Genomic DNA, 24,648 nt, shown 5'->3' with positions numbered 1-24,648 from the left:
GATTTGTCGACAGTCTGAAGACGAGCATTCAATGCTCGCTTTTTGTTGTGTGTAGAACTATCAGTAAGACTTATTTAAATAATATTTCCAGATCATGAAACCTTTACTTTATGGATACGTATAATTATTTACGAAGGTGAGGAGGGGAATGAGATGTTAAAAAAAATCCTTAAAATGATTTTTGGAAGCAAGTCACATCACAAGTATAGTTCCTCAAGTGATGCCTGGAAGAAAAGGAATCACTATAAGCACAACAACTTAGGACACCATTATTATAAAAAGAAATATAAAAGTAGTAGTTTTTTTAGCAGCTAAATGTAATCGGGTGTAATTTATGATGAAGAAAATCGCTTTACTCATATCAAATTTATTGGAAAAACCCTTTCCAAAAAATGAACTAATCGCTGAGCGATACCAGGTGATTACCCATCTTGGAGCAGGTGGTTATGGTCATAGTTATTTAGTGTATGATTTGGAAAGTGGGCAGAAAAAGGTTCTAAAAGCCTTACGTCTTCATAAAAGATTGATCCGATCTGGGCGAAGAAGTTTTGAATTAGAAAAAGAACTGTTAGATTCGATTGATCATCCAAGTTTTCCAAGGTATTTTGAGGGGGGGAACTATAAAAACATTCCCTTTTACACCATGGAATTTATTGCGGGCATGAATTTCGAGCAGCTCATTTTTTCAGAAGGAAGGAAAATTTCAGAAAAAGAAGCCTTTCAAATTGTCCATGAATTACTTACACCACTAGAATATTTGCACAACCTTAAAATAGTCCATCGTGACATTCGCATTCCCAATGTCATTACCGATGGTTCAAACGTAAAGCTGATCGATTTAGGGTTGGGTAGACATTTCCATCAGGAAAATGACGTAGTAAAAACGAAGGAAAATCATTTGCGTAAAGAAATAAATCTCCAAGCGGATTTCTATGGACTTGGACATTTCCTATTGTTTTTGCTGTATTCTAATTTTACTTTTTCAAAAAACATACATGAAAAAAGCTGGGAAGAGGAACTGAAAATCTCGAACCAAGCGAAACACATAATTAGAAGGCTCTTGCAAATCGAACCTGCATATGAGAACTGTGCTGAAATAAGAGCTGAAATAATAAATTTATACTTAATCTAGGAGGAAGAAAGATGTCTTTTTTTAACAAAGTATTTGCCAGTGTAGGAATTGGGTCTGCAGCTGTAGACACAAAGCTTGAAAAAGATACCTATATGCCAGGAGAGACAGTTAATGGTGTAGTTGAGATTAAAGGCGGCAAGGTGGAGCAGCAAGTGGATGAGATTTATCTAACCTTAAATACCACTTATTTAAGAGAATCGGATGACAAAAAATATACGGTTACAGCCGCAATTGACAAGTTTAGATTGACTACTCCTTTTGTTATTCGTCCGAATGAGAAAAAAGACATTCCTTTTTCATTTCAACTTCCGTTTGATACACCACTTTCCATTGGAAGATCAAAAGTTTGGGTAACAACAGGCCTTGATATTAAAGGCGGTGTTGACCCAAGTGATAAAGATTATCTCAAAGTTGTCCCCAATCCATTGATGTCTGCTGTGTTTACTGCCATTGATCAGTTAGGCTTTAGAATTCGTGAGGCAGATTGTGAAGAAGCACCGCGGAGATTACGTGGAAGATTACCATTTGTTCAAGAATTTGAATTCGTCCCAACTTCAGGAGCATTTCGAGGCAAACTAGATGAATTAGAAGTTGTTTTCTTTCCGTCAGGGAATGGTAACCTCGATATTATGTTTCAAGTAGATAGGCGGGCAAGAGGATTATCAGGGTTGTTCTCGGAAGCTTTAGGGACAGATGAGACCAATGTGCGCCTCTCAGTATCAAATGCAGATATCCCATATTTACAACAAAAAATTCAAAGTTTAATTCAACGATATTCATAAAACCAATGGAAATAGGGCCAGTATGGTCCTATTTTTTTATAACGTTCCATCTTTATTCGATAATTTATCACAAGAATCATCCTGTCTGGATAAAAAAAGTGTTTTTCGACAAAAAAATGGAAGTTCTAGGGAGGAATCAAAAGGTGGCATCGCTAATTATTAGAATAGACATTAAATTCTAATAATTGGAGGATTATGATGATCAAAGTTTTAACAAAAAGAGCTAGAATGCAATATGATGTTACGATCTTTCAAACTCCAAGGTATCGTGAACATAAGGGGCATAAAGAGGTTTATCGAACGATGGTTCCAGCATCCAGCCGCAAAAAGTGCTTAGAGGAAACCTTCAGCCGCTTTAATGTTACCGATAGAATTCCTGCAAACTATAAGGGAAGATTTCTTTCCACTGGAGATATTGTATTAATTGATGAAGGCCGTGGCGGCCAGCATTATTATCAATTAAAACCTGGTGGATGGTTTCCTATAAACAGAATCGTTCTCCTATAACTCTAAAAAACCTAAGGTCAACTCCTTAGGTTTATTTTCTGCAGCTAAACGGTTGGTTCTCTTAATGTTTTCGTCCGCCTGTTGCATTGTGCTCTTTTGCATGTGCTTCGTGTTCAGCTACGATAGCCTCAGCAGGGATGTGGTTATTTTTCTTTGGTGAATTAATGCGGCTTCGATGTTTTTTACCCATGAATAATCTCCCTCCTATCTAAAAATAGCTTTCCACAAATTAAAAAATTCATGTCTATTTCATTGCAGAGTTTCTCATTGGAAAATGTTTATGATATATTGTCATTGATACAGTTTTAACCATTAAATACTGTGCGTAGTTCTTGATTGGAGGATTTTTAATGAGTGTACATATTGGTGCAAAAGAAAACGAAATAGCAGAGACAGTATTACTGCCGGGAGATCCGCTTCGGGCAAAATATATTGCAGAAACATTCTTAGAAGATGCGATATGTTACAATGAAGTTCGGAATATGTTTGGTTTTACGGGGACCTATAAAGGGAAGCGAATTTCGGTTCAAGGGACTGGGATGGGCGTTCCATCTATTTCTATTTATATAAATGAACTAATGCAAAGCTATAATGTCCAAAATCTTATTCGAGTGGGAACATGTGGAGCTATTCAAAAAGATGTAAAGGTTCGTGATGTCATACTTGCGATGACAAGCTCTACAGATTCTAATATGAATCGACTTACCTTTGGTCATGTCGATTTTGCCCCTGCAGCAAACTTCGATTTACTTCGAAAGGCATATGATGCTGGGGTGGCAAAAGGGCTTAACTTGAAAGTAGGAAATATTTTTACAGCAGATTCGTTCTACAATGATAATGCAGAGTTGGAAAAGTGGGCTAAGTATCAAATTCTCGCGATTGAAATGGAGACAACAGCACTATATACATTAGCTGCTAAATTTGACCGCAAAGCACTATCCGTTCTAACTGTTAGTGATCACATCCTAACAGGGGAAGAAACCACATCTGAAGAAAGACAACTAACCTTTAACGATATGATTGAAGTAGCATTAGAAGCAGCTATAAAGGAATAATCTCCACAAGCCTCTTCCATATAGGATGAGGCTTTAAATTTATTTAGATAACAGGAACTCACCAATAAAATGGAGAATTAATAAAAACAAACTTCACTGTGATAAATATCATCGAAAGGCGTTTTAATTAGGCTTAAATTTAAAATAATATGATTTTGAAATTATTCCTTTGACGAAATATACACTCCGGGGGTATAGTATAAGTATTAGAGGTGATTAAAATGAAAGAGCAGCTCAAATTAGATATTACTGGAATGACATGTGCGGCCTGTTCGAGCAGAATAGAAAAGGTTCTAAATAAAATGGATGGTGTACAAGCAAATGTCAATTTGGCCATGGAGACAGCGGCTATTTCTTTTGATACTGAACAAGTTTCGAGTAATGATATTATTGCTAAAATAGAAAAACTTGGCTACGGTGCACGATTTGATGAAGCAGAACAAAAACAGCAATATAAAGAAGAGGAATTACAGGGGAAAAAACGAAAGTTTCTACTATCGGTTATTTTGTCCATTCCACTTTTATATACGATGCTTGCGCATATTCCAGTGGATCTAGGATTGGTTATGCCACACCTATTGATGAATCCATGGTTTCAGTTGCTTTTGGCTACTCCTGTGCAATTTTATATTGGCGGTCAATTTTATGTAGGTGCTTTTAAAGCATTAAAAAATAAAAGTGCTAATATGGATGTCCTTGTTACCTTGGGAACTTCTGCAGCCTATTTTTACAGCCTTGCTGAAGGAGTGAAAACAATTGAAAACCGGGCCTATATGCCGCATCTTTATTTTGAAACTAGCGCCGTGCTGATTACTTTAATTCTTTTGGGAAAGTTATTTGAAACGATTGCAAAGGGGAAGACTACGCTTGCTATCTCTAAATTACTAAGTCTCCAAGCAAAGGAGGCTACAGTGATTAGAGATGGAAAGCAGTGGCAAATCGCTATAGACGAGGTGAAGGTTTCCGATCTTTTATTAGTGAAACCAGGTGAAAAAATTCCCGTTGACGGTAAAGTAACTTTAGGTCAGTCATCTGTTGATGAGTCCATGATAACCGGTGAATCGATTCCGGTCGAAAAAGCTGTTGGTGATACAGTCATAGGTTCGACCATCAATAAAAATGGTACCTTGACAATAAAAGCAGTGAAAGTAGGTAAAGATACAGCACTTGCTGGAATAATTAAAATTGTCGAAGAAGCACAAGGCAGCAAAGCGCCAATTCAACGTGTCGCTGATACCATATCAGGATATTTTGTCCCCATTGTTGTGGCTATTTCGTTGATTACTTTTTTGATCTGGTATTTCTTTGTCCGCCCTGGTGAATTTTCTTCCGCCCTTGAAACAGCCATAGCTGTTCTCGTGATTGCATGTCCATGTGCACTTGGCCTGGCAACGCCGACATCAATTATGGTCGGGACAGGGAAAGGAGCAGAAATGGGTATCCTCTTTAAAGGTGGAGAACATTTAGAAACAGCTCATAAGATTAATGCAATCATTCTCGATAAAACAGGCACCATTACAAAAGGACAACCCATTGTCACTGATTTTATTGCATATGAGGAGGAGAAAAAGGTTCTCCAATATCTTGTATCCGCTGAGAAGTCTTCCGAACATCCATTAGCAGAAGCAATAGTAAGATACGGGATGGAAAAAAGATCAAGTACTCTTCCTGTTAAACGGTTTAAGGCTGTACCAGGGTATGGAATTGAAGCGAAAATTGGTGATGATGAAATATTCGTTGGCACCCGAAAGTTAATGAATCTGAAAAATATTGCCAGCCAAGCGGGAGAAAAAGATTTGTCTCGTTTAGAAAACGAAGGAAAAACAGCTATGTTTATTGCTATTAATTCTACTATGGTCGGTGTGGTTGCAGTAGCTGATACAGTGAAAGAAACGGCAAAAATAGCCGTGCAGCAATTGATGCATTTAGGGATTGATGTGTTTATGTTAACCGGTGACAATGAGCGGACAGCCAAGGCGATTGCACATCAAGTTGGAATCGCAAATGTCATTGCAGAAGTACTGCCAGAGGAAAAGGCTAATCATGTGAAAGAATTACAGTCAAAAGGTCTTAAAGTGGCGATGGTCGGTGATGGCATTAATGATGCCCCAGCTCTTGCAGTTGCTGATATCGGAATAGCAATTGGTACTGGGACAGATGTGGCCATTGAAGCAGCAGATATCACGATTCTTGGCGGTGAATTAACCTTAATTCCAAAAGCGATGGCTTTAAGTAAAAAAACAATGCAAAATATTCGTCAAAATCTGTTCTGGGCTCTTGTATACAATACAGGGGGAATACCGATAGCAGCTTTAGGATTGTTAGCCCCATGGGTTGCTGGTGCAGCCATGGCATTTAGTTCAGTTTCAGTAGTTTCTAATTCCCTTCGATTGAAGAGAATGAATATATAAAAATAAGTGAGGTAATCGTTATGGAGAAAACAACATTACAAGTTACAGGAATGACTTGCGGACATTGTGAAAAAGCTGTCAAAACAGCACTTCTAGGTGTTGAAGGGGTAAGCAAGGTAAATGTTTCACTAAAGGATGGAAAGGTTGAGGTAGATCATGATTCAAGTAAAGCCCCAGTCACGAAGCTAAAAGAAGCCGTTGAAGACCAAGGCTATGATGTAGAATAGATACGAACGGCACCTACTATATTGGTAGGTGCCGTTTATTGTGAATATCGGATTCCTGCGAATATTATTAATTTCATTAACTTTTCTTTGTTAATTTTCTGTAAAAGATGTTATTCTAATCACTAAGAGTTAATTTTTATGGTGAATGAAAGTGGTGAAGGCTTTGGAAGATGAGAAAATTGGACAAGAAAAAGTGGAAAATACCAATATCGAACAAGAGCAGACAAACGAAAACAAGACAGGATACATACGATTAAAGAAATTTCATTTTATCATGCTATTGTTTATGGTAGTGTTCCTTTCTGCGGGGATTACAACATTTGCACTTGCATTTGGGGATGAAAAGGTAGTTACTGTAGGAACGGAACGACCAGAATTTAATAAACTTTATGAAGCTTTTGATACATTAAAGACTGGTTATTACAAAGAAATCGATCAAAAAAAGGCTATTAATGGAGCAATCAACGGAATGGTGGAGTCACTCGATGATCCCTATTCTGATTATATGAGCAATGAAGAGGCCGAAAGCTTTCATGGCAGTATTTCTTCTTCGTTTGAAGGTATAGGGGCCGAAATTCAGGAAAAAGACGGGCATATTATTATTGTATCTCCAATTAAAGGCTCTCCAGCGGAAAAAGCTGGTTTAAAACCTAATGATATGATTATGTCCGTGAATGGAAAAAGCCTCCAAGGCATGAATTCAACTCAAGCAGTAACTTTGATTCGTGGCAAAAAAGGTACGAAGGTAGTGTTATCCATTCAACGGCCTGGAACAGATACACCAATGACAGTCCCAATTATTAGAGATGAGATTCCGATTGAAACGGTTTATGGTGAAATGGCTGGCGATGGTATTGCAAAGGTTCAAATTACCAGTTTTTCAAGTAATACTGCAAAGGAACTTGTAGAAAAGCTCAATGAATTGAATGGTAAAGGAATGAAGGGACTTGTATTAGACTTACGTCAAAACCCAGGAGGTCTTTTAGACCAAGCCATCTCGATTTCCAGTATGTTCGTTCCAAAAGGAAAACTTATTTTAAAAGTAGAAGATCGTAATGGAAAGATCAAAGAGTATCCGTCGCAAAATGAAGGGAATCCAAATCTTCCTTTAGTTGTCTTGATTGATAAAGGCAGTGCTAGTGCATCAGAAATCCTTGCCGGAGCTGTAAAAGAATCTGCAGGTGTAAAACTAGTTGGAGAAAAGTCTTTTGGGAAGGGAACTGTGCAAACGGCTTCCGACTTTAAGGATGGTTCCAATCTTAAATTTACAACCGCAAAATGGTTAACACCTAACGGTAATTGGATCCATAAAAAGGGGATTAATCCTGATGTGGCAGTTGCCTTGCCTGATTATGCAACCTTAACAATCATAAATCCGGATAAAGAATTAAAACAATCTAGTTCGGGAACAGAAGTACAGACTGCACAGAAAATGTTAAAAGCAGTTGGATATAACCCTGGCCGTACAGACGGGTTCTTTGATAAAAAGACAAAAGCTGCCGTCACTGCTTTCCAAAAGGCTCAAAAGCTACCGGCTAATGGAATTCTAAAAGGCGATTCTACCTTAAAATTAATGGAATTATTAAGAGACAAAATTAAAAATAATGATACACAAATGCAAGAGGCGATAAAAGTATTAAAGGGAACGATGAAATAAACAATAGCGACCCGACTTCCCTAGAAGTTGGGTCCATTTTTTTAAGTAACCATCAATGAATGGAAGGGTTTTGACAATGAAAAAAGCTGAGGTTTATATTTTATCCGGTTTTTTAGGGAGCGGGAAAACCAGCCTTCTCAAACAATTATTAGAGGATGAACAGCGAACAGGAAGAAAAACGGCTGTCATGATGAATGAATTAGGCAAGGTCTCCATTGATTCTGATATAGTCGATGAGGAAGATGTTACATTAAAAGAACTCCTGGGCGGTTGTATTTGCTGTTCCATTCAGGATAAGCTTGAAGCCCAATTACAAGGTCTATTGGTAGAGGAAGAACCAGAAGTAATCTATATCGAGACAACCGGAGCTGCACACCCTGTGGAGGTTTTAGATGCGATTCTTTCCCCCTTATTTGCAGATAAATTAATCATAAAGGGGATTATCACCACCGTTGATGGGACAAGGTGGTTAGTTCGAAAATTATTAAGTCCACAACTTCAGCAATTGATTCTAGAGCAGGTGAGACATGCGGACTATATTCTTGTTAACAAGTTGAATGAATTAACAGAGAGTGAGCAAGCAAAGATCACTTTTGAAATTCAGTCGATAAATCCAAATGCAAGATGCCTTCTGACTAATTTTTCTCAGGTTTCTATCGACCAGTTGCGAAAACTTTCCGTGTCAGTTGATAAGGTGACACAACCTGTCCATCTTAATTTAACGACCTTTGTTTACCAATTTGAATCAGCAATCAGCCAAACAGAATTTGAGGATTTTTTGAAAAAGCTGCCGGATACGATTTACCGTATTAAAGGCTATCTTAAGTTTGATTTTTCAAAGCTCCCTTTTTTATTTCAATTTTCTTACGGCATGCCCTTATATATGAAACAGGATATGAATATGCCATTAAACCTTGTCTTTATCGGTGAGAATATTGATTGGAACGGAATTAAAACACAATTAGAAAATCTTGAGAAATGACAAAAATACCGTGATTGAATGAATGATTATTTCCTCTTCAGGTAACTCTTTTAATGTGGCAAAGTTTATTACTTTAAAGGAGGATGCGATGAAGAGGGTAGTTATTTTTTTTGTTTTTATTCATATCCTCCTAAATGGTCAAGAGGTTAAAGCTGCATCAAACATTAGTTATAATATTGAGATGTTGAATTGGAAGGAAGTTGATCAAATTCTTCCTAAATACACAAAATTTACTGTTTTGGATGTAGAAACGGGTAAAAAGTTTAAAGTGCAAAGACGGGCGGGGAGCCACCATGCGGACGTACAACCCTTAACTTCCAAGGATACGAAGATCATGAAAAAAATATACGGGGGCAAATGGAGCTGGAAACGCAGGGCCATTATTGTTATTCATAAAGACCAGTGGATTGCAGGTTCCATGCATGGGATGCCCCATGGCGCAGGTGCACTTCAGAATAACTTTCCAGGACACTTTTGTATTCATTTCTATGGCAGTAACACACATCGTACGAACTCAATGGACTTATCGCATATGCTTATGGTATTGAAAGCTTCAGGGAAATTAAATCAGTATTTAGGTTCTGCGAATCCATATGAAGTCATAAATGCCTATGTAGCCGGATTTAAGCAGCAGGACAGCCGAATTACATCGCTAGCCTCACTACAAAAAATTAATTGGCGACCCATTTTAGAAGATGTTGAAAATATTAGACTTTCTCGAATCGAACTATTGCCAGCAGAGGATTTAACAGAAGAAATCAGTTTGGACGTACCAGTGGAAATTGACTGGTATATTAAAAATAGAGGAAGACAAACTTTTAGGGGAGACATTCACCTAATTAGATTTTCACCGCTTGACGCATGGAAAGTGGATTCAAAGGATTTTCTTAAGGAAAATAAATTTAAATAAAAAACAAAAACATCCTCAATTTGGACACACCAATTAGGGATGTTTTTGTTTGATGATAATGCTATAATGGCTGTTCTCCAAATTTGATAAATGTTCGTTCATCTTCTATTAACCCACAAGCACCGCATTGTATTCGATAGTCTGGGCCATTGTAAGGGAGATGAAAGGGCTCTAAATCGTTTTCGGCATACTCTTTGATAACTTCCCCTGATTGTGGGTCAAGTTTAACAGAATGAGATACTTGTTGGATCACATTAAAACGGCTTCGATTGGTCTTGCAATTTGGACATTTATAAGGTGTCGACATATTAGGATTCTCCTTTCTCGGTCTTGTTAAAAGTTATTTTTTGCAATGTAGTAAGTAAATATGTAACAATGCAAGGGAAGACAAAAAGGGGGGATTGTTTTTGCCTATTGAAAAGGTATCCTTTGATTATTTATTAGAACAATATCGGCTGATTTGGAATCATCGGTTACTTGAAACGATGGGGCAAAGCAGTAAGGAGACATTGCTAGAAGCAATAAAAAAAGAGCTTCTCGATGAAAATTCACATCCGAGAGTAAGAAAGAACAAATTTGAGAAATATTTTTCTGCCATTAATAGAGTGAGTGATTCAACAGTTTCACCAGAAGCTAAGGTACAGTTAATAAAAATTCATAATAAAGTGATGGAAGAAATAAGATAGGAGAGAGAGACCTTGAAAAAGTTTTTCGTTTTATTGGTGATTGTTCTTTGTTTAAATATCGTTGTTTCCTGTAATAAAAAAGAACAAGAGGATAATCTGCCGCAAATGGTTGATGTAGACTTGTCGATCAAACCCAATCCAGGTGAACTGGGCAAGCCGGTCACATTTGAAGCGAAAGTTACCCAGGGAAAAGATCAGGTGGAGGATGCAGAAGTTATCTTTGAGATTTGGCGAGCAAAGAATGACAACCATGAAAAAGTAGAAATAAAACATTCTAAAAATGGAATCTATCGCCTTGAAAAATCTTTCAATCAAGAGGGGACGTATTATATCATCTCTCATGTGACTGCAAGAGATATGCACAACATGCCTAAAAAGGAGTTTGTTGTCGGGACCCCAAGTGAACCTGAGGATGCTAATGCAAAGAACTCAATGGATAACATGGATATGGATAATATGAAGGAATCAAATAATGGTAAATAAAGGGTGGACAGCAGATTTGCTGTCCAATAAATTGAATACGTTTGCTTGGTTAAATTTCTGTAACGTCTATTTGTGAAAACTGCAAATCAATATTTTTAGGGATTTTGACTTCAAGTACGCCATCTTTGAAGGTAGCAGATGCCCCTTTCTTTTTTACAATAGCTGGGAGGGTTATCGTGTGTTTATCTTCATGACGAGGGATATGCTCCACAATAAGTTGATTGGATGTGTGATAAATTCGAAGCTGCTTAATCCATTCCTCCTGTTTTATTGAAATTCTAACGTATACATAATTATGAGTCTCAAATGCAGCTGCATTTAATCCGTCACTATTAGATAAAGGTGAGGATCCTGATGATTGGAATCCCTGGAACATCTCCGCTGGATTTATTCCCGCTTTCATATTTCCAGGCATGATTTTCCCTAATACATCCTGAACATAATTATTAATTTCTTCCGGTTTCATTTTTGCCATCTTTTCCTTTATATTTTTATCAAAAGGGAATATATTCCACGGGAACAATGATCTCATCCTTTCCGTGTTACTTAGATATTTGTATCATATGCTAACACTTGCCCATGCGTTATAAAAACCTAAGTCAATATGAATGTACAAAAATTGTGACTAAACATGTCTAGTTAACAAATAGTTAAGAGAGATATACTAAACATAGAGAGGTAATGATTTGTGAATAAGAAAACAGCTCTGATTACGGGGGGAGCAACTGGTATTGGCAAAAAGACTGCTTTATATTTAGCGGAAAATGGTTATCAGTTAGCCATAAACTATCGTAATAGTGAAACAGAAGCAATTTCTTTAGCAAACCAATTGACTGAATGTTTTGGAACCAAAAACATTACTGTTCAAGGAGATGTGGCGATCGAGAAGGATTGTATCCGAATTGTTAATGAAACACTTGCTGTCTACAAGACTGTGGACGTTTTAGTACATAATGCAGGTCCATACATCCAAGAACGAAAAAAGCTCGCAGACTATTCCTTCGAAGAATGGAATTATGTAGTCCAAGGGAATTTAAGCTCTGTTTTTTATTTGTCTAAACTAGTTATCCCTTCCATGCGTAACCAAAAATGGGGGAGAATTATTACATTCGGGTATGATCGCGTTGAAACTTCACCAGGTTGGATATATCGGTCAGCCTTTGCTGCAGCAAAGACAGGTTTGGCCTCCCTAACAAGAACTATAGCGATAGAGGAAGCGGAATATGGAATTACAGCAAATATGGTTTGTCCAGGGGATATCATTAACCAATGGAAAGAAAGTAATATACATGATGCAAAGGAAATGGAAGGAAATGCACCGATTGGCAGGTATGGAACAGGCGAAGATATAGCCAGAGTCATTGCATTCTTGGTTGAAGAAAATTCGGATTTTATTACAGGGAGTATCATTCCTATTACTGGGGGAATGGATGTATTAGGGAAGATACATAAGAATTAGTATAATTTTTTGAACTATTTGATTTTCTGAATGAAAACTCCTCCTTTTGTGGATAATAGATAATAATCATCGATGAAAGGAGCAAAGAATATGAGTTTTAATATGAACAGAATAAATCCTAATCAAACCCAGGTATTTTTTCATGATGGCCGCTTTGAAACATTAACAAATGAGGAATTAGACGAATTTTTGCTCCAAATGGGTCTTAATGACGTGAATGAAGCGATTGAACAAAACGTAACAGAATAATAATTAATAAAATTCTAAACAAAAAGCAATCGGACAAAGCCGATTGCTTTTTTACGCTTCCAACAATTGTGAATCGTCTGATTGGACAGCGCCATTCCGCATAAGATAGAAAGTGTACTGATCCTTAGGTATTTCATACAAATCATATACATCACCATTGGCATTCAATTGTTCATATATAGATTTTCTCGTTTCGTTTGCTTTTATTACATAAGGTAGTTTTTCAGCTGCTTTGATTGAGCGAATATTAACCTTCCGTATTCTCATAAAGACGGTTTCGATTCCTAATTCATAAAATAGTTCCTGAAAAAAGGCATCTTTCGCCGGACTATTATAACCTTTGCCGTGGTAAGGCTTGCCAAGCCATGTTCCTAAAAATCCGGCATTTTCCTCAATATCAAAAAGGTTAATGGTACCAATCGGTACACCCCATTCATCAAGAATGGTTCGTGATATTAATTCACCACGGTCTTCGGCCTCAATGGTTTGTTTTGTCATAAATAAGAATTCTTCATAGGTATCAGCTTTTTGGCGCACAAATGGGAAGACATCAGGATGCGTCATTAATTCGTACAGTGTGTGGCTGTCATGAAGATCACGTTTTTTAAGCATGAATAACCCTCCATTAGGGCATTCCGATCCCATGTCAAAAGAAACGGTCCGGTCCACCCTCGAAATTTTTTATAAAGTTACTAAAAAATTTCGGGGTGGGAATCGAACCCACTAGAACCAGTAATACTGGTGGCGCACCATTTGCCTTCCCTATATCATTTTTTTGTTAACAAGAATATGTTCGTAAACCTCCAAAGATTTTAGGTTTTAACGGCTTCACTAAAAGTATGATACAAGAAAAAAGATAAAAAATAAATAGGTTTTTTGTGGATTTTTCGATAATATTTTTTACCAATTTTCAGCAATAATCTACGCTTCTTGATAGACCATTTCGCCGCCAATCATCGTCCATTTCGGCTTAGCAAAGTATTGGAAAGGATGATGGCTCCAAAGCACTAAATCTGCTTCCTTTCCCTCCTCGATACTTCCAACTTGACTGTCTATTCTTAAGTTCTTGGCCGGCAGAATTGTAATTCCTTCAAGTGCTTTCTGCTCTGGTAAACCCTCTCTGACAGCAAGGCTCGCACAAATATTTAAGTATTGGATGGGTGTATAGGGATGATCCGTGGTAATAGAAACTTCTACACCATGATTCGTCAGTTCTTGATACGTTTTCCAGGTTTTATTCTTCAATTCGACTTTGGATCTTCGTGTTAAGGTTGGACCAACGGAAACTTTTAAATTCACCCCTGAAAGTTCACTTGCAATAAGATGGCCTTCAGTACAATGTTCTATTCTCAAGTCAAGCTTAAATTCTTCTGCGAAGCGAAGAGCAGAAATAATATCATCAGCACGATGTGCGTGGATTCTAACGGGAATTTCTCTTTTGATGGCCATAATAATCGGTGCGACTCTAGGCGAGTCTGGATTATCCGTGTGGATTGCTTGGTAAAAAGCCTCCCTAAGCATCCCCATAATTCCCATCCGCGTAATGGAATCACTGTTGCCATTGCTATGAATTCTTTTTGGATTTTCCCCTAAGGCAATTTTTAATCCTGCAATCTCTTGGATAATCATTTTTTTGATATTTTTACCTGTAGTTTTGATGACAGATGTTGTTCCTCCTATAACATTTGCACTGCCTGGCATGACATGAGCTGTGGTGATCCCGCTTTTAACTGCATCAGAGAATGCCGGGTCCAAAGGATATACCCCGTCGATAGCTCGGATATGTGGAGTAAGAGCTTCAGCTGTTTCATTGGCATCGTTTCCCGCCCAGCCGGTTCCTTCATCATAGAGACCTAAATGGGTATGGACATCAATAAAGCCTGGAAAAAGAAATTGGTTCCCACAATCAATGATTTTTACATTTAAATCTGTTGTAAGATTTTTCCCAACTTTAAGGATCTTCCCTGCATCAATTAAGATATCTCCATGTGGAATCGGCTTTGATGTAATAGGATATACCGTTGCATTTTTTAAAAGAATTTTTGTCATAATAAAACCTTTCTTCACATTGATAATAGTTATTTTATAAATTTTAACAATTTAGGTGCCTAGGGATTAGTTTCAATCAGAAAAAATTTTTTAAACAAAGTCGTATCATTTTGTAAAAGAATCAAGTGGGGTCTATAATGACAAGGAAGTTTAATGTTAACAATGAAAGGGCGAGGCAACATGGAAAACCAAGTAGGTTTGGTCCTAGAAGGTGGCGGAATGCGTGGTGTTTATACTGCAGGTATCCTTGAATACTTCTTGGAATCACAGTTATTTTTTCCATATGTTATTGGGGTATCTGCAGGTGCATGTAATGCAGCCTCCTATTTGTCGAAGCAAAAAGGGAGAAATAAAACCGTTACGATTGAATATGCTTCCGACCCTAGATATATTTCGTGGAAAAATTATTTTCGAAATCGGCAATTTTTTGGCATGGATTTTATTTTTGACGAAATTCCAAATAAACATGTCCCGTTCCATTATGATGTTTTTTACAATAGTCCTTCAGAATTTGTTGTGGGGACAACAGATTGTCTGACAGGAGAGCCTGTTTATTTTAAGAAAAAGGATTACAGAGATGACCTTTTAACCGTAATACGGGCATCAAGCTCCCTTCCATTTATTGCACCTGAAGTCCGTTTTAAAGATAAAATATTACTTGATGGGGGGATTAGCGATCCCATTCCAATCAAGAAAGCACAACAGGATGGATTTGCAAAAAATATCGTGATTCTTACAAGAAATGAAGGGTATTTGAAAAAGCCCTCAAAGTTTCATTTTCTGGTAGATCGTAAGTATCCAGAATACAAAGGCTTGCAACAGTCCCTTAGGAACCGATATCGAATATATAATGAAACGGTCGAATATGTTGAGCAGGAAGAGAAAAAAGGGAATGTTTTGATTATCCGCCCATCCCAGCCATTAAAGGTCGGTAGAATGGAACGGAATCCCCATAGGCTGGAAGAGCTTTACAATCAGGGCTACGAAGATGCTAGAGCATCTATGTCAACGATAATTAACTATATTAAGAATTAAAAGAAGAGACCATTTCGTTTCTTCTTTTTTAGTGTAATTGCAAACTTCTATCATTTTTTTGGTTTATAGTAAATAAACTAAGAAAAGAGGAATTGATAAGGAGTTTTCTAGATGAAAATAAATGAATATTACCGGGATACAGCTCATTTGAACTTAAATGGTAGTATTGCTTCACTATTGCCAGTCATCATAATCATCGCTGGCAACCTTACTATTTTTAAAACAAAAGAAATCATGTTATTAACGATCCCATTTCTTATCTATAGTTTGGTTAGTTTCCAATTCTATCTATTTAGAAGACGGCAGTCGATTTCAATTGACAGACAGCTGAAGAAATCTGAGGCCGGAAGAAGGTCTTTATTTGAATCACGCCATTTACTAGTTTTCTTCCTGAACACTAAATCTTCTAGGCTGCTATTTTACTTTCCGAACGGGCATCTTGCTGGAATGATTAAGAGGTACCGAGGCAGTGGGACGAAGAAACTTTCCTTTTCAAAAATTTATGCACTCTATTCGATGGAGAACCAGAACCAAGCCATAGGTTACTATAAGGTTAATGGTGGAAAAACGATAAAAATAGAGGTATTTAATCATCGAAGGCAATATTTAGGCAGTTTTGAGCGAAGTAAAAAGGATTGGAGAACATCCAAAAAGGAATTAATAGATTCGAAAGGAAAGTATATTGGTGCAGTAGAAGGTGCTGTTGCTTTTATGGATGAACAATTCATAAACCACGATCACTTTCAGGAAGCACGTCTTCGTCGTGGATGGATGCCATTGGAGTGGAGCCCCTTGTTTCCAGAGCCGAATACACCGGTACTTTCCATTAGAGAGAGTTTATCTGAACAAGACAAACTCCTTCGGATGTCATTTTTGATTAATGAATATTTTATCGAAAGATAGAAGTTTCGACAGTTTCCCTCACGAACATTGTTTGGTATGATAAATAGAATACTTATATCAAGGTAGTAGGGGGATAACAATGGAAGTCCAATTAATTAAAGGTCATGGATCGGGAAATGACTTTCTAATTATCGATGAAATGTCGAATCAATATGAATTTTCTGAGAGTGAACGAGCAGATCTCGCGAGAATGTTATGTAATCGTCAGTCTGTATTAGGGGCTGATGGAATTCTTTTCGTGATGAATAGCAAACATGCAGACGCAAGAATGCGTGTCTTTAACTCAGATGGGTCGGAAGCATCCATGTGTGGAAATGGATTGCGTCTTGTTGCAAGATATGTATGTGAACACCTTGGTCAAAATAAAGCTGTCATTGAAACAATGAAAGCAAATTTAAAAGTGAGCAAACAAAATGAACTTTTACCAGATATTCATACTTACCAAGTGGAAATTTCCCCTGTGTTGTTTGAATTAAAAGCTCTCCCTTTAAATTTAAATAAACCGACCCTTTTCAATGAAAAAATTGAGGAACTATCAGCAGATTTAAGGTTTACCGCACTTGCTGTTCCTAATCCGCACCTCATTGCTATTGTTGAAGCAGAACACCTTGAAGGTGACCTGCAAAAACATCTTAGTGAAAAAGTAAATGGTCCCAATCATTTGTTCCCAGACGGTGTTAATGTAAGCTTTGTTAAACATTTACAACCTGGTGCTATATATGTTAGAACATTTGAGCGTGGTGTAGGTTTTACTAATGCCTGCGGGACTGCCATGTCAGCATCCACCCTCGTTACTTGTTTACTGGAATTAAATAAATTGGAAAACGTCGTTAATGTTTATAATAATGGTGGAAAAGTTCAATGTGTAGCCCATGAAAGCGAGGGTAAATACACGATTGACCTAATAGGCAATGCCACCTATCTTTATAATGCTACAGTAAATGTGGATTTAGAGAATCATTCATTTACAATTTCATCTAAAACAGAACTTTCTGAGCAGGGAACTTATGAGCAATTGCAAAATGAAGCAAAAAAGTTTGTTGAAACGAATATGAAAGGATAGGGTCAGCCCTATCCTTTTTTGTTTGCCCCATTTTTTAATACCTCCAACACAGGTCCAAATGGTTGTATCGATTTTGATTGAAAATAATCTGTAAAAGGATCTCCTTGTTGGCGAATTCGCTTTAATGCATTTTCCATATTAAACGAAACAGGTTTGAGTTTTTCAGTTACTTCCTCCCAATAAAGGGGCGTGGCAACACCAGCATGTTCGTTTCCCCGCATCGAATAGGGGGCAACGATTGTTTTCCCTTCGCTATGCTGCACATAATCAACATAAAGCCTGTTACCGCGGTTTTTCTTCATTCGTTCAATCGTGAAGGAATTAGGATCTTTTGAAATCAAATATTCAGCAATAAAACTTGTAAATAATCTTGTATCGTCATAAGTAAATTCATTCTCCGGCAAAGGCAGGTAGATTTGTAATCCTTTGTTTCCAGACGTTTTAATGAAACCAATTAAATTTAATTGATCGATGACTTCTTTGATTAACAGTGCTGCTTTTACCGCCAATTGAAAGTGCTCAATAGAGGGCGGATCTAAATCAAATACAATCTCACTTGGTCCCCTGCTATCGGTGGTTTGAAAGGGGATGTGGAACTCAATTGCTAATTGATTGCCAAGCCAAACGAGTGTTTTTAAATTATTGCAGAGGATATAGTCAATCCCATCATCTGTGTGTTTTTGCACAAATTCTGGCGCATAATCTGGACAGTTTTTTTGATAAAACGCTTCACCGAACATCCCGTGCGGATAGCGGATGACGGTTAATAAGCGATTGTTCAAAAAGGGCAGTATATAGGGTGAAATTTCTCGCAAGTAGTGAATATAGTCTGCTTTTTTAATCGCTAATTTTTCCCATAATGGTTTATCTGGGTGGGTTATATCAAGGTCCCCAGGCAGGTTTTTTTGTGCATAGATAAAACGATCATATGTACACTCAGTAGGTTCTAAATCAAAGCGAAATCGATCAAAATGGGGTTCACGAAGTTGGTTTTCATAAAGCTCTAAATATTTCACCTCCAGGCATATGGCCGGTTCGACAATTATTAATTGAGCTTCTTCACGAAGCATATTTTGTTTTATTGTGTGTTGAAGTGCTTGTTTTTCTTCTGGTTTAAATCCGAATAGGACCTGACCTATTGGATGGATTTTTTTGTCCTTATAAACACTTACATAAAAATATCCATTGGTTTTATCATATGCGTTGATAAAACAACTTACATATTTCCAATTTTTATACTTTAACCACTGTAGGGAGCGTTTTCCCTCCTCCCAAAGACTGTTTTTTTGTTTGGCAATAATTCCTTCCCCATCAGACAATACAACTTTTTCCCAAAGCGGCTCAAATTCTTCATGTGCCTGAACAAGTTGAAGGAGTTGTTCGTTGTAGGGGTCAGCCTCAAGTTCAAAGCCGACTTTTTCGAACAATTTGATGAGTTCCTTTTTGCGTTGTTGAAAATCAAGTGAACGTAATGATTTCCCAGCGCTTTTCAGTATGTCAAACACCATTAGGCGACAAGGGGATTTACTGGCTTGCTCGCGAATCTTTTTTTCTGATCTTAATCGTCCGCGCACTTGAATCATCGCGAAATTGGCTTTGTGTGTGTTTTCTAATGAGACAAGTTCTCCGTCTAATTGTAGTGGTAGAAACGGTTTAAAGTGATTTTCGTGTTTTAATAAAAATTCCTTTATTTCTGGGAATTGGGGGAGAAGAGATTTTTCATTCCGGCTAATAAGTTCAATTCCATGAGAACTCCATTCTAAAAGGGCTCGAAATCCATCATATTTTACTTCGTAGAGCCATTCAGGATGAACAGGGAGATCAAATGTAAGGCTGGGCAGCATCGGCTTCATGGATAAATGGTCCCTTCTTTTTCATTTATTTTGTTTAAAAATACTTAGATTCATTCTTTTCCAAATGTTTTTAGGAATGTGAATGTCTTGGGAACGCAAAATAATAACAAAAAGATTGGAGAAATAAATATGCATACGATGTGGAAGGGAAGTATTAGTTTCGGGCTTGTAAATATACCCATCAAACTCCATACGGCAACAGAAGATAAAGATATCAAACTTCGGACCCTGCATAACAAATGTCATGCTCCGATTAAATATGAGAAAATTTGTTCTGTCTGCGAGGAAGAAGTGAAACCAGAGGATATCGTTAAAGCGTATGAGTATACAAAAGGGAAATTTGTCGTTCTGGATAATGAAGAGCTTGAAAAGTTACGTAAGGAAAATGAGGATAAAGCAGTTGAAATTATTGATTTTGTTAAAATGGAACAAATTGATCCAATTTACTACGATCGCAGTTATTTTATGTCTCCAAGCGAGGGGGGAGGTAAAGCCTATTCCCTGCTGAGAAAAGCATTACTAGAGTCAAAAAAAGTCGGTCTTGCCAAGATTATCATCCGTTCGAAAGAGCAATTAGCAGTTATACGTGTGTATGAAAATGTGTTAATCATGGAAACCATCCATTATCCGGATGAAGTTCGAAAAGCGGGTGATGTGCCAAGTGTACCTGCTGATGATAAGGTAACCGAAAGAGAACTTGATACTGCAATCATGTTGATTGATCAATTGACATCAGATTTTAACCCTGAAAAATATACGGATGATTACAGAACTGCATTACTTGAACTAATTGAATCGAAACGAAAAGGACAAGAAACCGTATCAGCAGCAACGAAGGAAGTCGCTTCAAATGTTACAGACTTAATGGCGGCATTACAAGCATCCATTGACCGGACGAAGCCTCCAAAAACGGCTGCGCTAAGAAAGAAAGCAGCGCCAAGAGTCAAAAAACGAGCATAGGGAAGTGTTGACAAAACCGATTCGAATCCATGAATCGGTTTTTATATTAGTTCTTTCATCCAAAAAATAAGCATATTTTTTAGAAATATAATTTTTTGGGGGAGATACTTTTGGCTTACAATGTGCTCATGATTGCTGATCCGGGGATTGATGATTCTTTTGCCATAATGTATGCCTTATTAAATCCAAAAATCAACCTAGTGGGTATTGTCAGTGGTTATGGCAATACACCAAAGGACAAATCAGTTAAAAATACAGCCTACTTGTTAACATTAGGCGGCAGAGCTGATATTCCAATTATTGCAGGCACCGCAGGACCGTTATTAGGTGAACCGATTACATATTACCCGGAGATACATGGCGAAGAAGGATTAGGACCTATTAAACCTCCTGATACAATAAAGAATGTGAAGGTATATGACATAAACAAAATCAGTGAGATAGTAACCCAATATGAAGGTAACCTTATAATTGTTTCGGTAGGGAGATTGACCGAGTTAGCCTTAATGTTTATCTTATATGGAAATGAAGCACTTAAAGGAGTAAATGCTTTCTTTATTATGGGTGGGGCTTTTTTAGTCCCAGGGAATATTAGTGCTGAAGCCGAAGCTAATTTTTATGTTGACCCAATTGCTGCACATACGGTGATGGAAAAAGCACATAATATCAACTTATACCCATTAAATGTTACCAATAAAGCACTCATCACGCCCGAAATTATGGACTTTCTTAGCCAAAACAGCCCCACACCTTTCCGCCCGCTATTAAAACCGGCTTTTGATTATTACTTTAAAGCCTATCAGAAAAATGTCCCGGGTATAAAAGGAGCACCGCTTCATGACGTAGTACCGCTGATGGCGCTAACTGAACCTGATTTAGTGAAATATATCCCAAAACGAGTGAGAGTGGAACAATTTGGGAATGCCAAGGGAAAAAGCATGGCAGACTTTCGACCAAAGCCAGATCAGGAACCCACTGAAACACTTGATAACATCGGGATGGAAATTGATGTAACGAAATTTTCTGTCAACTTTGTAGAAATATTCTTACAAGGTGAATTTAATAAGGAATAATGAAACTAACTTCGAGTTTCATATACTGTTAGTATGAGACAAGTTTTACAAGTTATTATTATACTGAAATATTTTCTCTGAATTTCCTGGTTTTTGAAATTCAAATTGACGGTATGGCCAAAATCTGTTAAAATGAAGGTACGCTTTTAAGTTGGTTAAATATATATTGGTTTCAGTAGCCGTAACTGCACGAACATGTGGGTGATGTCTATTACCCGAACGTGTCAGTACGTCTTTTTTATTTTTTTTAACTGAAAATTAAAGTGAACAATTATTTTGGGGGTTAATTCATGAATAACGGTAAAGTTAAATGGTTTAATGCAGAAAAAGGTTTTGGATTTATCGAAGCAGATGGCGGTCAAGACGTATTTGTTCACTTTTCAGCAATTCAATCAGAAGGCTTTAAAACTTTAGAAGAAGGCCAATCAGTATCATTCGAAATCGTTGAAGGTGCTCGTGGACCACAAGCTTCTAACGTTAAAACAGTTTAATTCTATTAAAATAAAAAGGTGATGCATTAGATTTAGCATCACCTTTTTATCTATAAAATTTATATTTGATAAACTAGTTTCAGTTGGCAATGGAACACTGCTAAATGATGTATTTCCATGTTATTTAGCTAACAAACAAAAGAGTAAAAACAGTCATGCACTAATTATAAGGGGTGATCGTTTTGGCGTTTGGTAGAAAAAGTGATGAGGAAATCAAATTAGAAGAAACGAAAATATGGGTGTGTAACTCAGCAACTTGTAAATGCTGGGTACGTGACAATTTTAAAAGCACGGATGTGCCATTATGCCCGATTTGTAAAAGTGAAATGAGTTTAACAACAAAAGAATTACAAGTGATTCATAACCATAGTAAAAACTTTATGTAATAAAAAACAGGGAGTGATTAATCACTCCCTGTTTTTTATTCTGATGCATGCTCTTTACAATAGGCAAGGACCAGTGCCTCTTCATCTTCCTCAAGTACAAAGTCTAGAACATTTTCACTCCCTTGTTCATAAAGGTAAAAATTGGTGATTTTCTCACCATTTTCATCGCTAACGAAAATAGTTCTTAGGCCAATTCCTTTATCCGAATATAGCTCATCTTCTTCATCAACCTCTAGTTCGAGGAAAAACTCATAGCGGTCACCTGATAATAAACCGAATGGATCTTCTAATTTTTCAACTGTGTGTCCCGTAATGTTCAAGTGTATCATCCTCTGCAAAATATTCATCCATCCTATTATACACATTTTTGTTTCAACAAGAAAAAATTGAATCAATTTTGATATGTTTAGCGTATATTGTGATTTTTATATATAACGCCATAAATCTCTGGCGTTTTTTTTATATATTGAAAAACAGGAAAACCTAAATATTATAATGTGGTAATTTATGAACTTTCAGAAAACGTTCAAAAACATTCAAAAAATGATTGGTTTTGAAAGAAAATGATTGAAATATGCAATCGGTTTCAGTATTATGTAGTTACCGAATAAAAAAACTAGGTGGTGATGACATGTTAACACCAGAACGTCATCGGATTATCATGCAATTATTAAAAGAGAAAAATGTAATAAAAATTAATGAAATTATGGAGTTAACAGAGTCTTCGGAGTCAACTATACGACGTGACCTCTCACAATTAGAGGAACAAAAGTTTTTAAAGAGAATTCATGGAGGTGCCTCAAGATTACAAGGTAAACTTCAAGAACCCAGTATGATTGAGAAATCATCCAAAAACCTTCAAGCAAAGCGGTTGATTGCACAATATGCAGCCAGTTTAGTGGACGAAGGTGATAGCATATACCTTGATGCTGGCTCAACAGTTATTGAAATGATAGAATTCTTGAACTTTAAGGATATCGTTGTAGTCACGAATGGCTTAATGCATTTAAAACCTTTATTAGATAAAGGTATATCCACTTACTTAATTGGGGGCTTGGCAAAGCCTAATACCAATGCATTTATCGGAAGAGGAGCTTTAGCAGGTTTGGACCTTTACCGTTTTGATAAATGTTTCATGGGTGTGAATGGTATTCATCCGCAATTCGGCTATACAACACCGGATCAGGAGGAAGCTTTGGTAAAACAAAAGGCAATGGCTCTTTCAAGAGAGACATTTGTGCTATCGGATAATACAAAATTTGCTGAAATTTCATTTTCCAAGATTGCTGATATTCACGAAGCAGTCATTATCACGAATGAATTAGATGACGAAACACAAAAGCAGTACTTAAATAGAACTACAATAAAGGTTGTGACAACATGATTTACACATTAACGTTAAATCCCTCTGTTGATTATATCGTTAAACTAGAGAGCTTTCAGCTCGGGGAATTAAACAGGACAGTGGAGGAAGCAAAATTTCCAGGTGGGAAAGGAATCAATGTGTCAACAGTTTTGAAGCATTTTGGCACAAGCAGTATAGCACTAGGTTTTATTGGTGGTTTTACCGGTGCGTACATTGAACAGTATCTTCAAAAGGAACTGATTGAAACAGATTTTGTCCAGGTTGATGAAGATACACGAATCAACGTAAAACTAAAAACGGGTCAAGAGTCAGAGATTAATGCAAATGGACCGGAAATCACGGCAGAAAACTTTTCATTATTAAAACAAAAAATAAAGAAACTAAGTGCCGATGATTTATTGGTACTGGCAGGAAGCATTCCTAGTAGTTTACCGAAAACTACCTACGAGGAACTGGTCAAAATCTGCAGTGAAAGCAGTGCACAATTTGTGGTGGATGCAGAAGGGGATTTATTAAAAAAAGTTCTTCCTTATCGTCCATTATTAATCAAACCAAATCATCACGAGCTTGGGGAATTATTTGATGCAACTATTACTACTGCTGAAGAAGTCATTCCATTTGGGAAAAGGCTCGTAGAGATGGGTGCGAAAAATGTAATAATTTCGCTCGCTGGCGCTGGGGCGGTGCTGATTAATAGTGAAACAACACTTTTGGCAGAAGTTCCAAAAGGAGAAGTAAAAAATTCAGTAGGTGCAGGTGACTCAATGGTCGCAGGTTTCTTAGCAGCCTATGTAAAAACTCGAAATATTGAGGAAGCTTTTCGCTATAGCGTGGCCTCAGGAAGTGCAACAGCCTTCTCACTTGGTTTATGTACCAAAGAAGAAGTTGAAGAACTCCTGCCACAAGTTCATATAAAAGAGATCCTTTAA

General features: G+C 37.1%; 29 protein-coding genes. 22 read left to right on the top strand and 7 right to left on the bottom strand.

Going from position 1 to position 24,648, the window contains the following annotated elements; all coding sequences use genetic code 11:
- The first annotated feature begins 334 nt into the window (after window positions 1-334).
- The 3 genes from COJ96_RS17195 to COJ96_RS17185 all read left to right on the top strand — a co-directional run bounded on the left by COJ96_RS17195 (window position 335) and on the right by COJ96_RS17185 (window position 2,421).
- A complete protein-coding gene (locus COJ96_RS17195; RefSeq protein ID WP_098575032.1) occupies window positions 335-1,132 on the top strand; it encodes a serine/threonine-protein kinase in 798 nt (265 codons plus the stop codon).
- Window positions 1,133-1,143: 11 nt separating this feature from the next.
- Window positions 1,144-1,914: a sporulation protein gene (locus COJ96_RS17190; RefSeq protein ID WP_098575031.1), complete on the top strand. Its 771-nt coding sequence runs from the start codon at window positions 1,144-1,146 to the stop codon at window positions 1,912-1,914.
- Window positions 1,915-2,109: 195 nt separating this feature from the next.
- A complete protein-coding gene (locus tag COJ96_RS17185; RefSeq protein ID WP_180230155.1) occupies window positions 2,110-2,421 on the top strand; it encodes a YodL domain-containing protein in 312 nt (103 codons plus the stop codon).
- A 61-nt stretch (window positions 2,422-2,482) separates the two neighbouring features.
- Here COJ96_RS17185 and COJ96_RS29280 read toward each other — a convergent pair whose 3' ends face one another.
- The gene (locus tag COJ96_RS29280; protein ID WP_098575029.1) at window positions 2,483-2,611 is read right to left on the bottom strand and encodes a hypothetical protein; all 129 of its coding nucleotides are present in this window, start codon (window positions 2,609-2,611) and stop codon (window positions 2,483-2,485) included.
- Between the two features lie 160 nt (window positions 2,612-2,771).
- On the opposite strand from COJ96_RS29280, the gene deoD reads away from it, so the two are divergent.
- From deoD to COJ96_RS17150, 6 genes are all read left to right on the top strand, one after another.
- Window positions 2,772-3,476, top strand: coding sequence for a purine-nucleoside phosphorylase (gene deoD, locus COJ96_RS17175; RefSeq protein ID WP_098575028.1), 705 nt, complete (start codon window positions 2,772-2,774; stop codon window positions 3,474-3,476).
- A gap of 221 nt (window positions 3,477-3,697) precedes the next feature.
- On the top strand, window positions 3,698-5,887 hold the full coding sequence (locus COJ96_RS17170) for a heavy metal translocating P-type ATPase (RefSeq protein WP_142333015.1): 2,190 nt from the start codon (window positions 3,698-3,700) through the stop codon (window positions 5,885-5,887).
- 20 nt (window positions 5,888-5,907) lie between these two features.
- Window positions 5,908-6,114, top strand: coding sequence for a copper chaperone CopZ (gene copZ / locus COJ96_RS17165; protein WP_098575027.1), 207 nt, complete (start codon window positions 5,908-5,910; stop codon window positions 6,112-6,114).
- A 163-nt stretch (window positions 6,115-6,277) separates the two neighbouring features.
- Window positions 6,278-7,771, top strand: coding sequence for a lmo1851 family serine protease (locus tag COJ96_RS17160; protein WP_483861183.1), 1,494 nt, complete (start codon window positions 6,278-6,280; stop codon window positions 7,769-7,771).
- A gap of 76 nt (window positions 7,772-7,847) precedes the next feature.
- On the top strand, window positions 7,848-8,753 hold the full coding sequence (locus COJ96_RS17155; protein ID WP_098575025.1) for a CobW family GTP-binding protein: 906 nt from the start codon (window positions 7,848-7,850) through the stop codon (window positions 8,751-8,753).
- A gap of 88 nt (window positions 8,754-8,841) precedes the next feature.
- The gene (locus COJ96_RS17150) at window positions 8,842-9,663 is read left to right on the top strand and encodes a hypothetical protein (RefSeq protein ID WP_098575024.1); all 822 of its coding nucleotides are present in this window, start codon (window positions 8,842-8,844) and stop codon (window positions 9,661-9,663) included.
- Window positions 9,664-9,724: 61 nt separating this feature from the next.
- On the opposite strand, the gene COJ96_RS17145 is transcribed toward COJ96_RS17150, so the two are convergent.
- Window positions 9,725-9,970 carry a DNA alkylation repair protein gene (locus COJ96_RS17145; RefSeq protein ID WP_098575023.1) on the bottom strand — a complete coding sequence of 82 codons (246 nt, stop codon included), beginning with the start codon at window positions 9,968-9,970 and terminating at the stop codon, window positions 9,725-9,727.
- Window positions 9,971-10,070: 100 nt separating this feature from the next.
- On the opposite strand from COJ96_RS17145, the gene COJ96_RS17140 reads away from it, so the two are divergent.
- Both COJ96_RS17140 and COJ96_RS17135 read left to right on the top strand, forming a co-directional pair.
- Complete coding sequence (locus COJ96_RS17140; protein ID WP_098575022.1) at window positions 10,071-10,349, top strand: hypothetical protein; 279 nt, start codon at window positions 10,071-10,073, stop codon at window positions 10,347-10,349.
- Between the two features lie 12 nt (window positions 10,350-10,361).
- Window positions 10,362-10,832, top strand: a complete 471-nt coding sequence (locus tag COJ96_RS17135) for a FixH family protein (protein WP_098575021.1) — start codon at window positions 10,362-10,364, stop codon at window positions 10,830-10,832.
- Window positions 10,833-10,881: 49 nt separating this feature from the next.
- Here COJ96_RS17135 and COJ96_RS17130 read toward each other — a convergent pair whose 3' ends face one another.
- Window positions 10,882-11,298, bottom strand: a complete 417-nt coding sequence (locus tag COJ96_RS17130; protein WP_306460598.1) for an Hsp20/alpha crystallin family protein — start codon at window positions 11,296-11,298, stop codon at window positions 10,882-10,884.
- A gap of 222 nt (window positions 11,299-11,520) precedes the next feature.
- On the opposite strand from COJ96_RS17130, the gene COJ96_RS17125 reads away from it, so the two are divergent.
- Both COJ96_RS17125 and COJ96_RS28735 read left to right on the top strand, forming a co-directional pair.
- Window positions 11,521-12,291: an SDR family oxidoreductase gene (locus COJ96_RS17125; protein WP_098575019.1), complete on the top strand. Its 771-nt coding sequence runs from the start codon at window positions 11,521-11,523 to the stop codon at window positions 12,289-12,291.
- 90 nt (window positions 12,292-12,381) lie between these two features.
- On the top strand, window positions 12,382-12,540 hold the full coding sequence (locus COJ96_RS28735) for a hypothetical protein (protein ID WP_180230154.1): 159 nt from the start codon (window positions 12,382-12,384) through the stop codon (window positions 12,538-12,540).
- Between the two features lie 51 nt (window positions 12,541-12,591).
- Here COJ96_RS28735 and COJ96_RS17120 read toward each other — a convergent pair whose 3' ends face one another.
- Both COJ96_RS17120 and COJ96_RS17115 read right to left on the bottom strand, forming a co-directional pair.
- On the bottom strand, window positions 12,592-13,152 hold the full coding sequence (locus COJ96_RS17120; RefSeq protein ID WP_098575018.1) for a GNAT family N-acetyltransferase: 561 nt from the start codon (window positions 13,150-13,152) through the stop codon (window positions 12,592-12,594).
- Window positions 13,153-13,461: 309 nt separating this feature from the next.
- Window positions 13,462-14,589: an amidohydrolase gene (locus COJ96_RS17115; RefSeq protein WP_098575017.1), complete on the bottom strand. Its 1,128-nt coding sequence runs from the start codon at window positions 14,587-14,589 to the stop codon at window positions 13,462-13,464.
- 180 nt (window positions 14,590-14,769) lie between these two features.
- Between COJ96_RS17115 and COJ96_RS17110 the strand changes: the two genes are divergently transcribed.
- The 3 genes from COJ96_RS17110 to dapF all read left to right on the top strand — a co-directional run bounded on the left by COJ96_RS17110 (window position 14,770) and on the right by dapF (window position 17,590).
- Window positions 14,770-15,624: a patatin-like phospholipase family protein gene (locus COJ96_RS17110; protein ID WP_098575042.1), complete on the top strand. Its 855-nt coding sequence runs from the start codon at window positions 14,770-14,772 to the stop codon at window positions 15,622-15,624.
- A gap of 111 nt (window positions 15,625-15,735) precedes the next feature.
- On the top strand, window positions 15,736-16,527 hold the full coding sequence (locus COJ96_RS17105; protein ID WP_098575016.1) for a hypothetical protein: 792 nt from the start codon (window positions 15,736-15,738) through the stop codon (window positions 16,525-16,527).
- A 79-nt stretch (window positions 16,528-16,606) separates the two neighbouring features.
- Entirely contained in the window at window positions 16,607-17,590 is a 984-nt protein-coding gene (gene dapF / locus COJ96_RS17100; RefSeq protein WP_098575015.1) for a diaminopimelate epimerase, read from the top strand.
- A gap of 8 nt (window positions 17,591-17,598) precedes the next feature.
- Here the strand turns inward: dapF and COJ96_RS17095 are convergent, their stop codons facing one another.
- Window positions 17,599-19,443, bottom strand: coding sequence for a DNA ligase D (locus tag COJ96_RS17095; protein WP_098575014.1), 1,845 nt, complete (start codon window positions 19,441-19,443; stop codon window positions 17,599-17,601).
- Window positions 19,444-19,572: 129 nt separating this feature from the next.
- Between COJ96_RS17095 and ku the strand changes: the two genes are divergently transcribed.
- From ku to COJ96_RS17075, 4 genes are all read left to right on the top strand, one after another.
- A complete protein-coding gene (gene ku, locus COJ96_RS17090) occupies window positions 19,573-20,403 on the top strand; it encodes a non-homologous end joining protein Ku (RefSeq protein WP_098575013.1) in 831 nt (276 codons plus the stop codon).
- Window positions 20,404-20,513: 110 nt separating this feature from the next.
- On the top strand, window positions 20,514-21,476 hold the full coding sequence (locus COJ96_RS17085) for a nucleoside hydrolase (protein ID WP_257148545.1): 963 nt from the start codon (window positions 20,514-20,516) through the stop codon (window positions 21,474-21,476).
- Window positions 21,477-21,766: 290 nt separating this feature from the next.
- Window positions 21,767-21,967 (top strand): cold-shock protein, encoded by a 201-nt coding sequence (locus COJ96_RS17080; RefSeq protein ID WP_066256683.1) that lies wholly within the window; start codon window positions 21,767-21,769, stop codon window positions 21,965-21,967.
- Window positions 21,968-22,149: 182 nt separating this feature from the next.
- Window positions 22,150-22,353, top strand: a complete 204-nt coding sequence (locus COJ96_RS17075) for a cold-inducible protein YdjO-related protein (protein WP_180230153.1) — start codon at window positions 22,150-22,152, stop codon at window positions 22,351-22,353.
- Window positions 22,354-22,388: 35 nt separating this feature from the next.
- On the opposite strand, the gene COJ96_RS17070 is transcribed toward COJ96_RS17075, so the two are convergent.
- Complete coding sequence (locus COJ96_RS17070; RefSeq protein ID WP_098575039.1) at window positions 22,389-22,682, bottom strand: DUF6509 family protein; 294 nt, start codon at window positions 22,680-22,682, stop codon at window positions 22,389-22,391.
- A 302-nt stretch (window positions 22,683-22,984) separates the two neighbouring features.
- On the opposite strand from COJ96_RS17070, the gene COJ96_RS17065 reads away from it, so the two are divergent.
- Entirely contained in the window at window positions 22,985-23,737 is a 753-nt protein-coding gene (locus COJ96_RS17065) for a DeoR/GlpR family DNA-binding transcription regulator (protein ID WP_098575012.1), read from the top strand.
- The gene (gene pfkB / locus COJ96_RS17060) at window positions 23,734-24,648 is read left to right on the top strand and encodes a 1-phosphofructokinase (RefSeq protein ID WP_098575011.1); all 915 of its coding nucleotides are present in this window, start codon (window positions 23,734-23,736) and stop codon (window positions 24,646-24,648) included. The genes COJ96_RS17065 and pfkB overlap by 4 nt, the downstream gene beginning before the upstream one ends.

It is taken from the genome of Bacillus sp. AFS073361, from assembly GCF_002567005.1.
GTDB lineage: Bacteria > Bacillota > Bacilli > Bacillales > Cytobacillaceae > Neobacillus.
Note: the sequence above shows the minus strand (reverse complement) of the source record. Positions and strands in the feature narration are given on the sequence as shown.

Coding starts and splice junctions, on each gene's coding strand:
- COJ96_RS17195 (WP_098575032.1), top strand. CDS start 335: ATGATGAAGAAAATCGCTTTACTCATATCAAATTTATTGGAAAAACCC.
- COJ96_RS17190 (WP_098575031.1), top strand. CDS start 1,144: ATGTCTTTTTTTAACAAAGTATTTGCCAGTGTAGGAATTGGGTCTGCA.
- COJ96_RS17185 (WP_180230155.1), top strand. CDS start 2,110: ATGATGATCAAAGTTTTAACAAAAAGAGCTAGAATGCAATATGATGTT.
- COJ96_RS29280 (WP_098575029.1), bottom strand. CDS start 2,611: ATGGGTAAAAAACATCGAAGCCGCATTAATTCACCAAAGAAAAATAAC.
- deoD (WP_098575028.1), top strand. CDS start 2,772: ATGAGTGTACATATTGGTGCAAAAGAAAACGAAATAGCAGAGACAGTA.
- COJ96_RS17170 (WP_142333015.1), top strand. CDS start 3,698: ATGAAAGAGCAGCTCAAATTAGATATTACTGGAATGACATGTGCGGCC.
- copZ (WP_098575027.1), top strand. CDS start 5,908: ATGGAGAAAACAACATTACAAGTTACAGGAATGACTTGCGGACATTGT.
- COJ96_RS17155 (WP_098575025.1), top strand. CDS start 7,848: ATGAAAAAAGCTGAGGTTTATATTTTATCCGGTTTTTTAGGGAGCGGG.
- COJ96_RS17150 (WP_098575024.1), top strand. CDS start 8,842: ATGAAGAGGGTAGTTATTTTTTTTGTTTTTATTCATATCCTCCTAAAT.
- COJ96_RS17145 (WP_098575023.1), bottom strand. CDS start 9,970: ATGTCGACACCTTATAAATGTCCAAATTGCAAGACCAATCGAAGCCGT.
- COJ96_RS17130 (WP_306460598.1), bottom strand. CDS start 11,298: ATGAAACCGGAAGAAATTAATAATTATGTTCAGGATGTATTAGGGAAA.
- COJ96_RS28735 (WP_180230154.1), top strand. CDS start 12,382: ATGAGTTTTAATATGAACAGAATAAATCCTAATCAAACCCAGGTATTT.
- COJ96_RS17120 (WP_098575018.1), bottom strand. CDS start 13,152: ATGCTTAAAAAACGTGATCTTCATGACAGCCACACACTGTACGAATTA.
- COJ96_RS17115 (WP_098575017.1), bottom strand. CDS start 14,589: ATGACAAAAATTCTTTTAAAAAATGCAACGGTATATCCTATTACATCA.
- COJ96_RS17110 (WP_098575042.1), top strand. CDS start 14,770: ATGGAAAACCAAGTAGGTTTGGTCCTAGAAGGTGGCGGAATGCGTGGT.
- COJ96_RS17105 (WP_098575016.1), top strand. CDS start 15,736: ATGAAAATAAATGAATATTACCGGGATACAGCTCATTTGAACTTAAAT.
- dapF (WP_098575015.1), top strand. CDS start 16,607: ATGGAAGTCCAATTAATTAAAGGTCATGGATCGGGAAATGACTTTCTA.
- COJ96_RS17095 (WP_098575014.1), bottom strand. CDS start 19,443: ATGAAGCCGATGCTGCCCAGCCTTACATTTGATCTCCCTGTTCATCCT.
- ku (WP_098575013.1), top strand. CDS start 19,573: ATGCATACGATGTGGAAGGGAAGTATTAGTTTCGGGCTTGTAAATATA.
- COJ96_RS17080 (WP_066256683.1), top strand. CDS start 21,767: ATGAATAACGGTAAAGTTAAATGGTTTAATGCAGAAAAAGGTTTTGGA.
- COJ96_RS17070 (WP_098575039.1), bottom strand. CDS start 22,682: ATGATACACTTGAACATTACGGGACACACAGTTGAAAAATTAGAAGAT.
- COJ96_RS17065 (WP_098575012.1), top strand. CDS start 22,985: ATGTTAACACCAGAACGTCATCGGATTATCATGCAATTATTAAAAGAG.
- pfkB (WP_098575011.1), top strand. CDS start 23,734: ATGATTTACACATTAACGTTAAATCCCTCTGTTGATTATATCGTTAAA.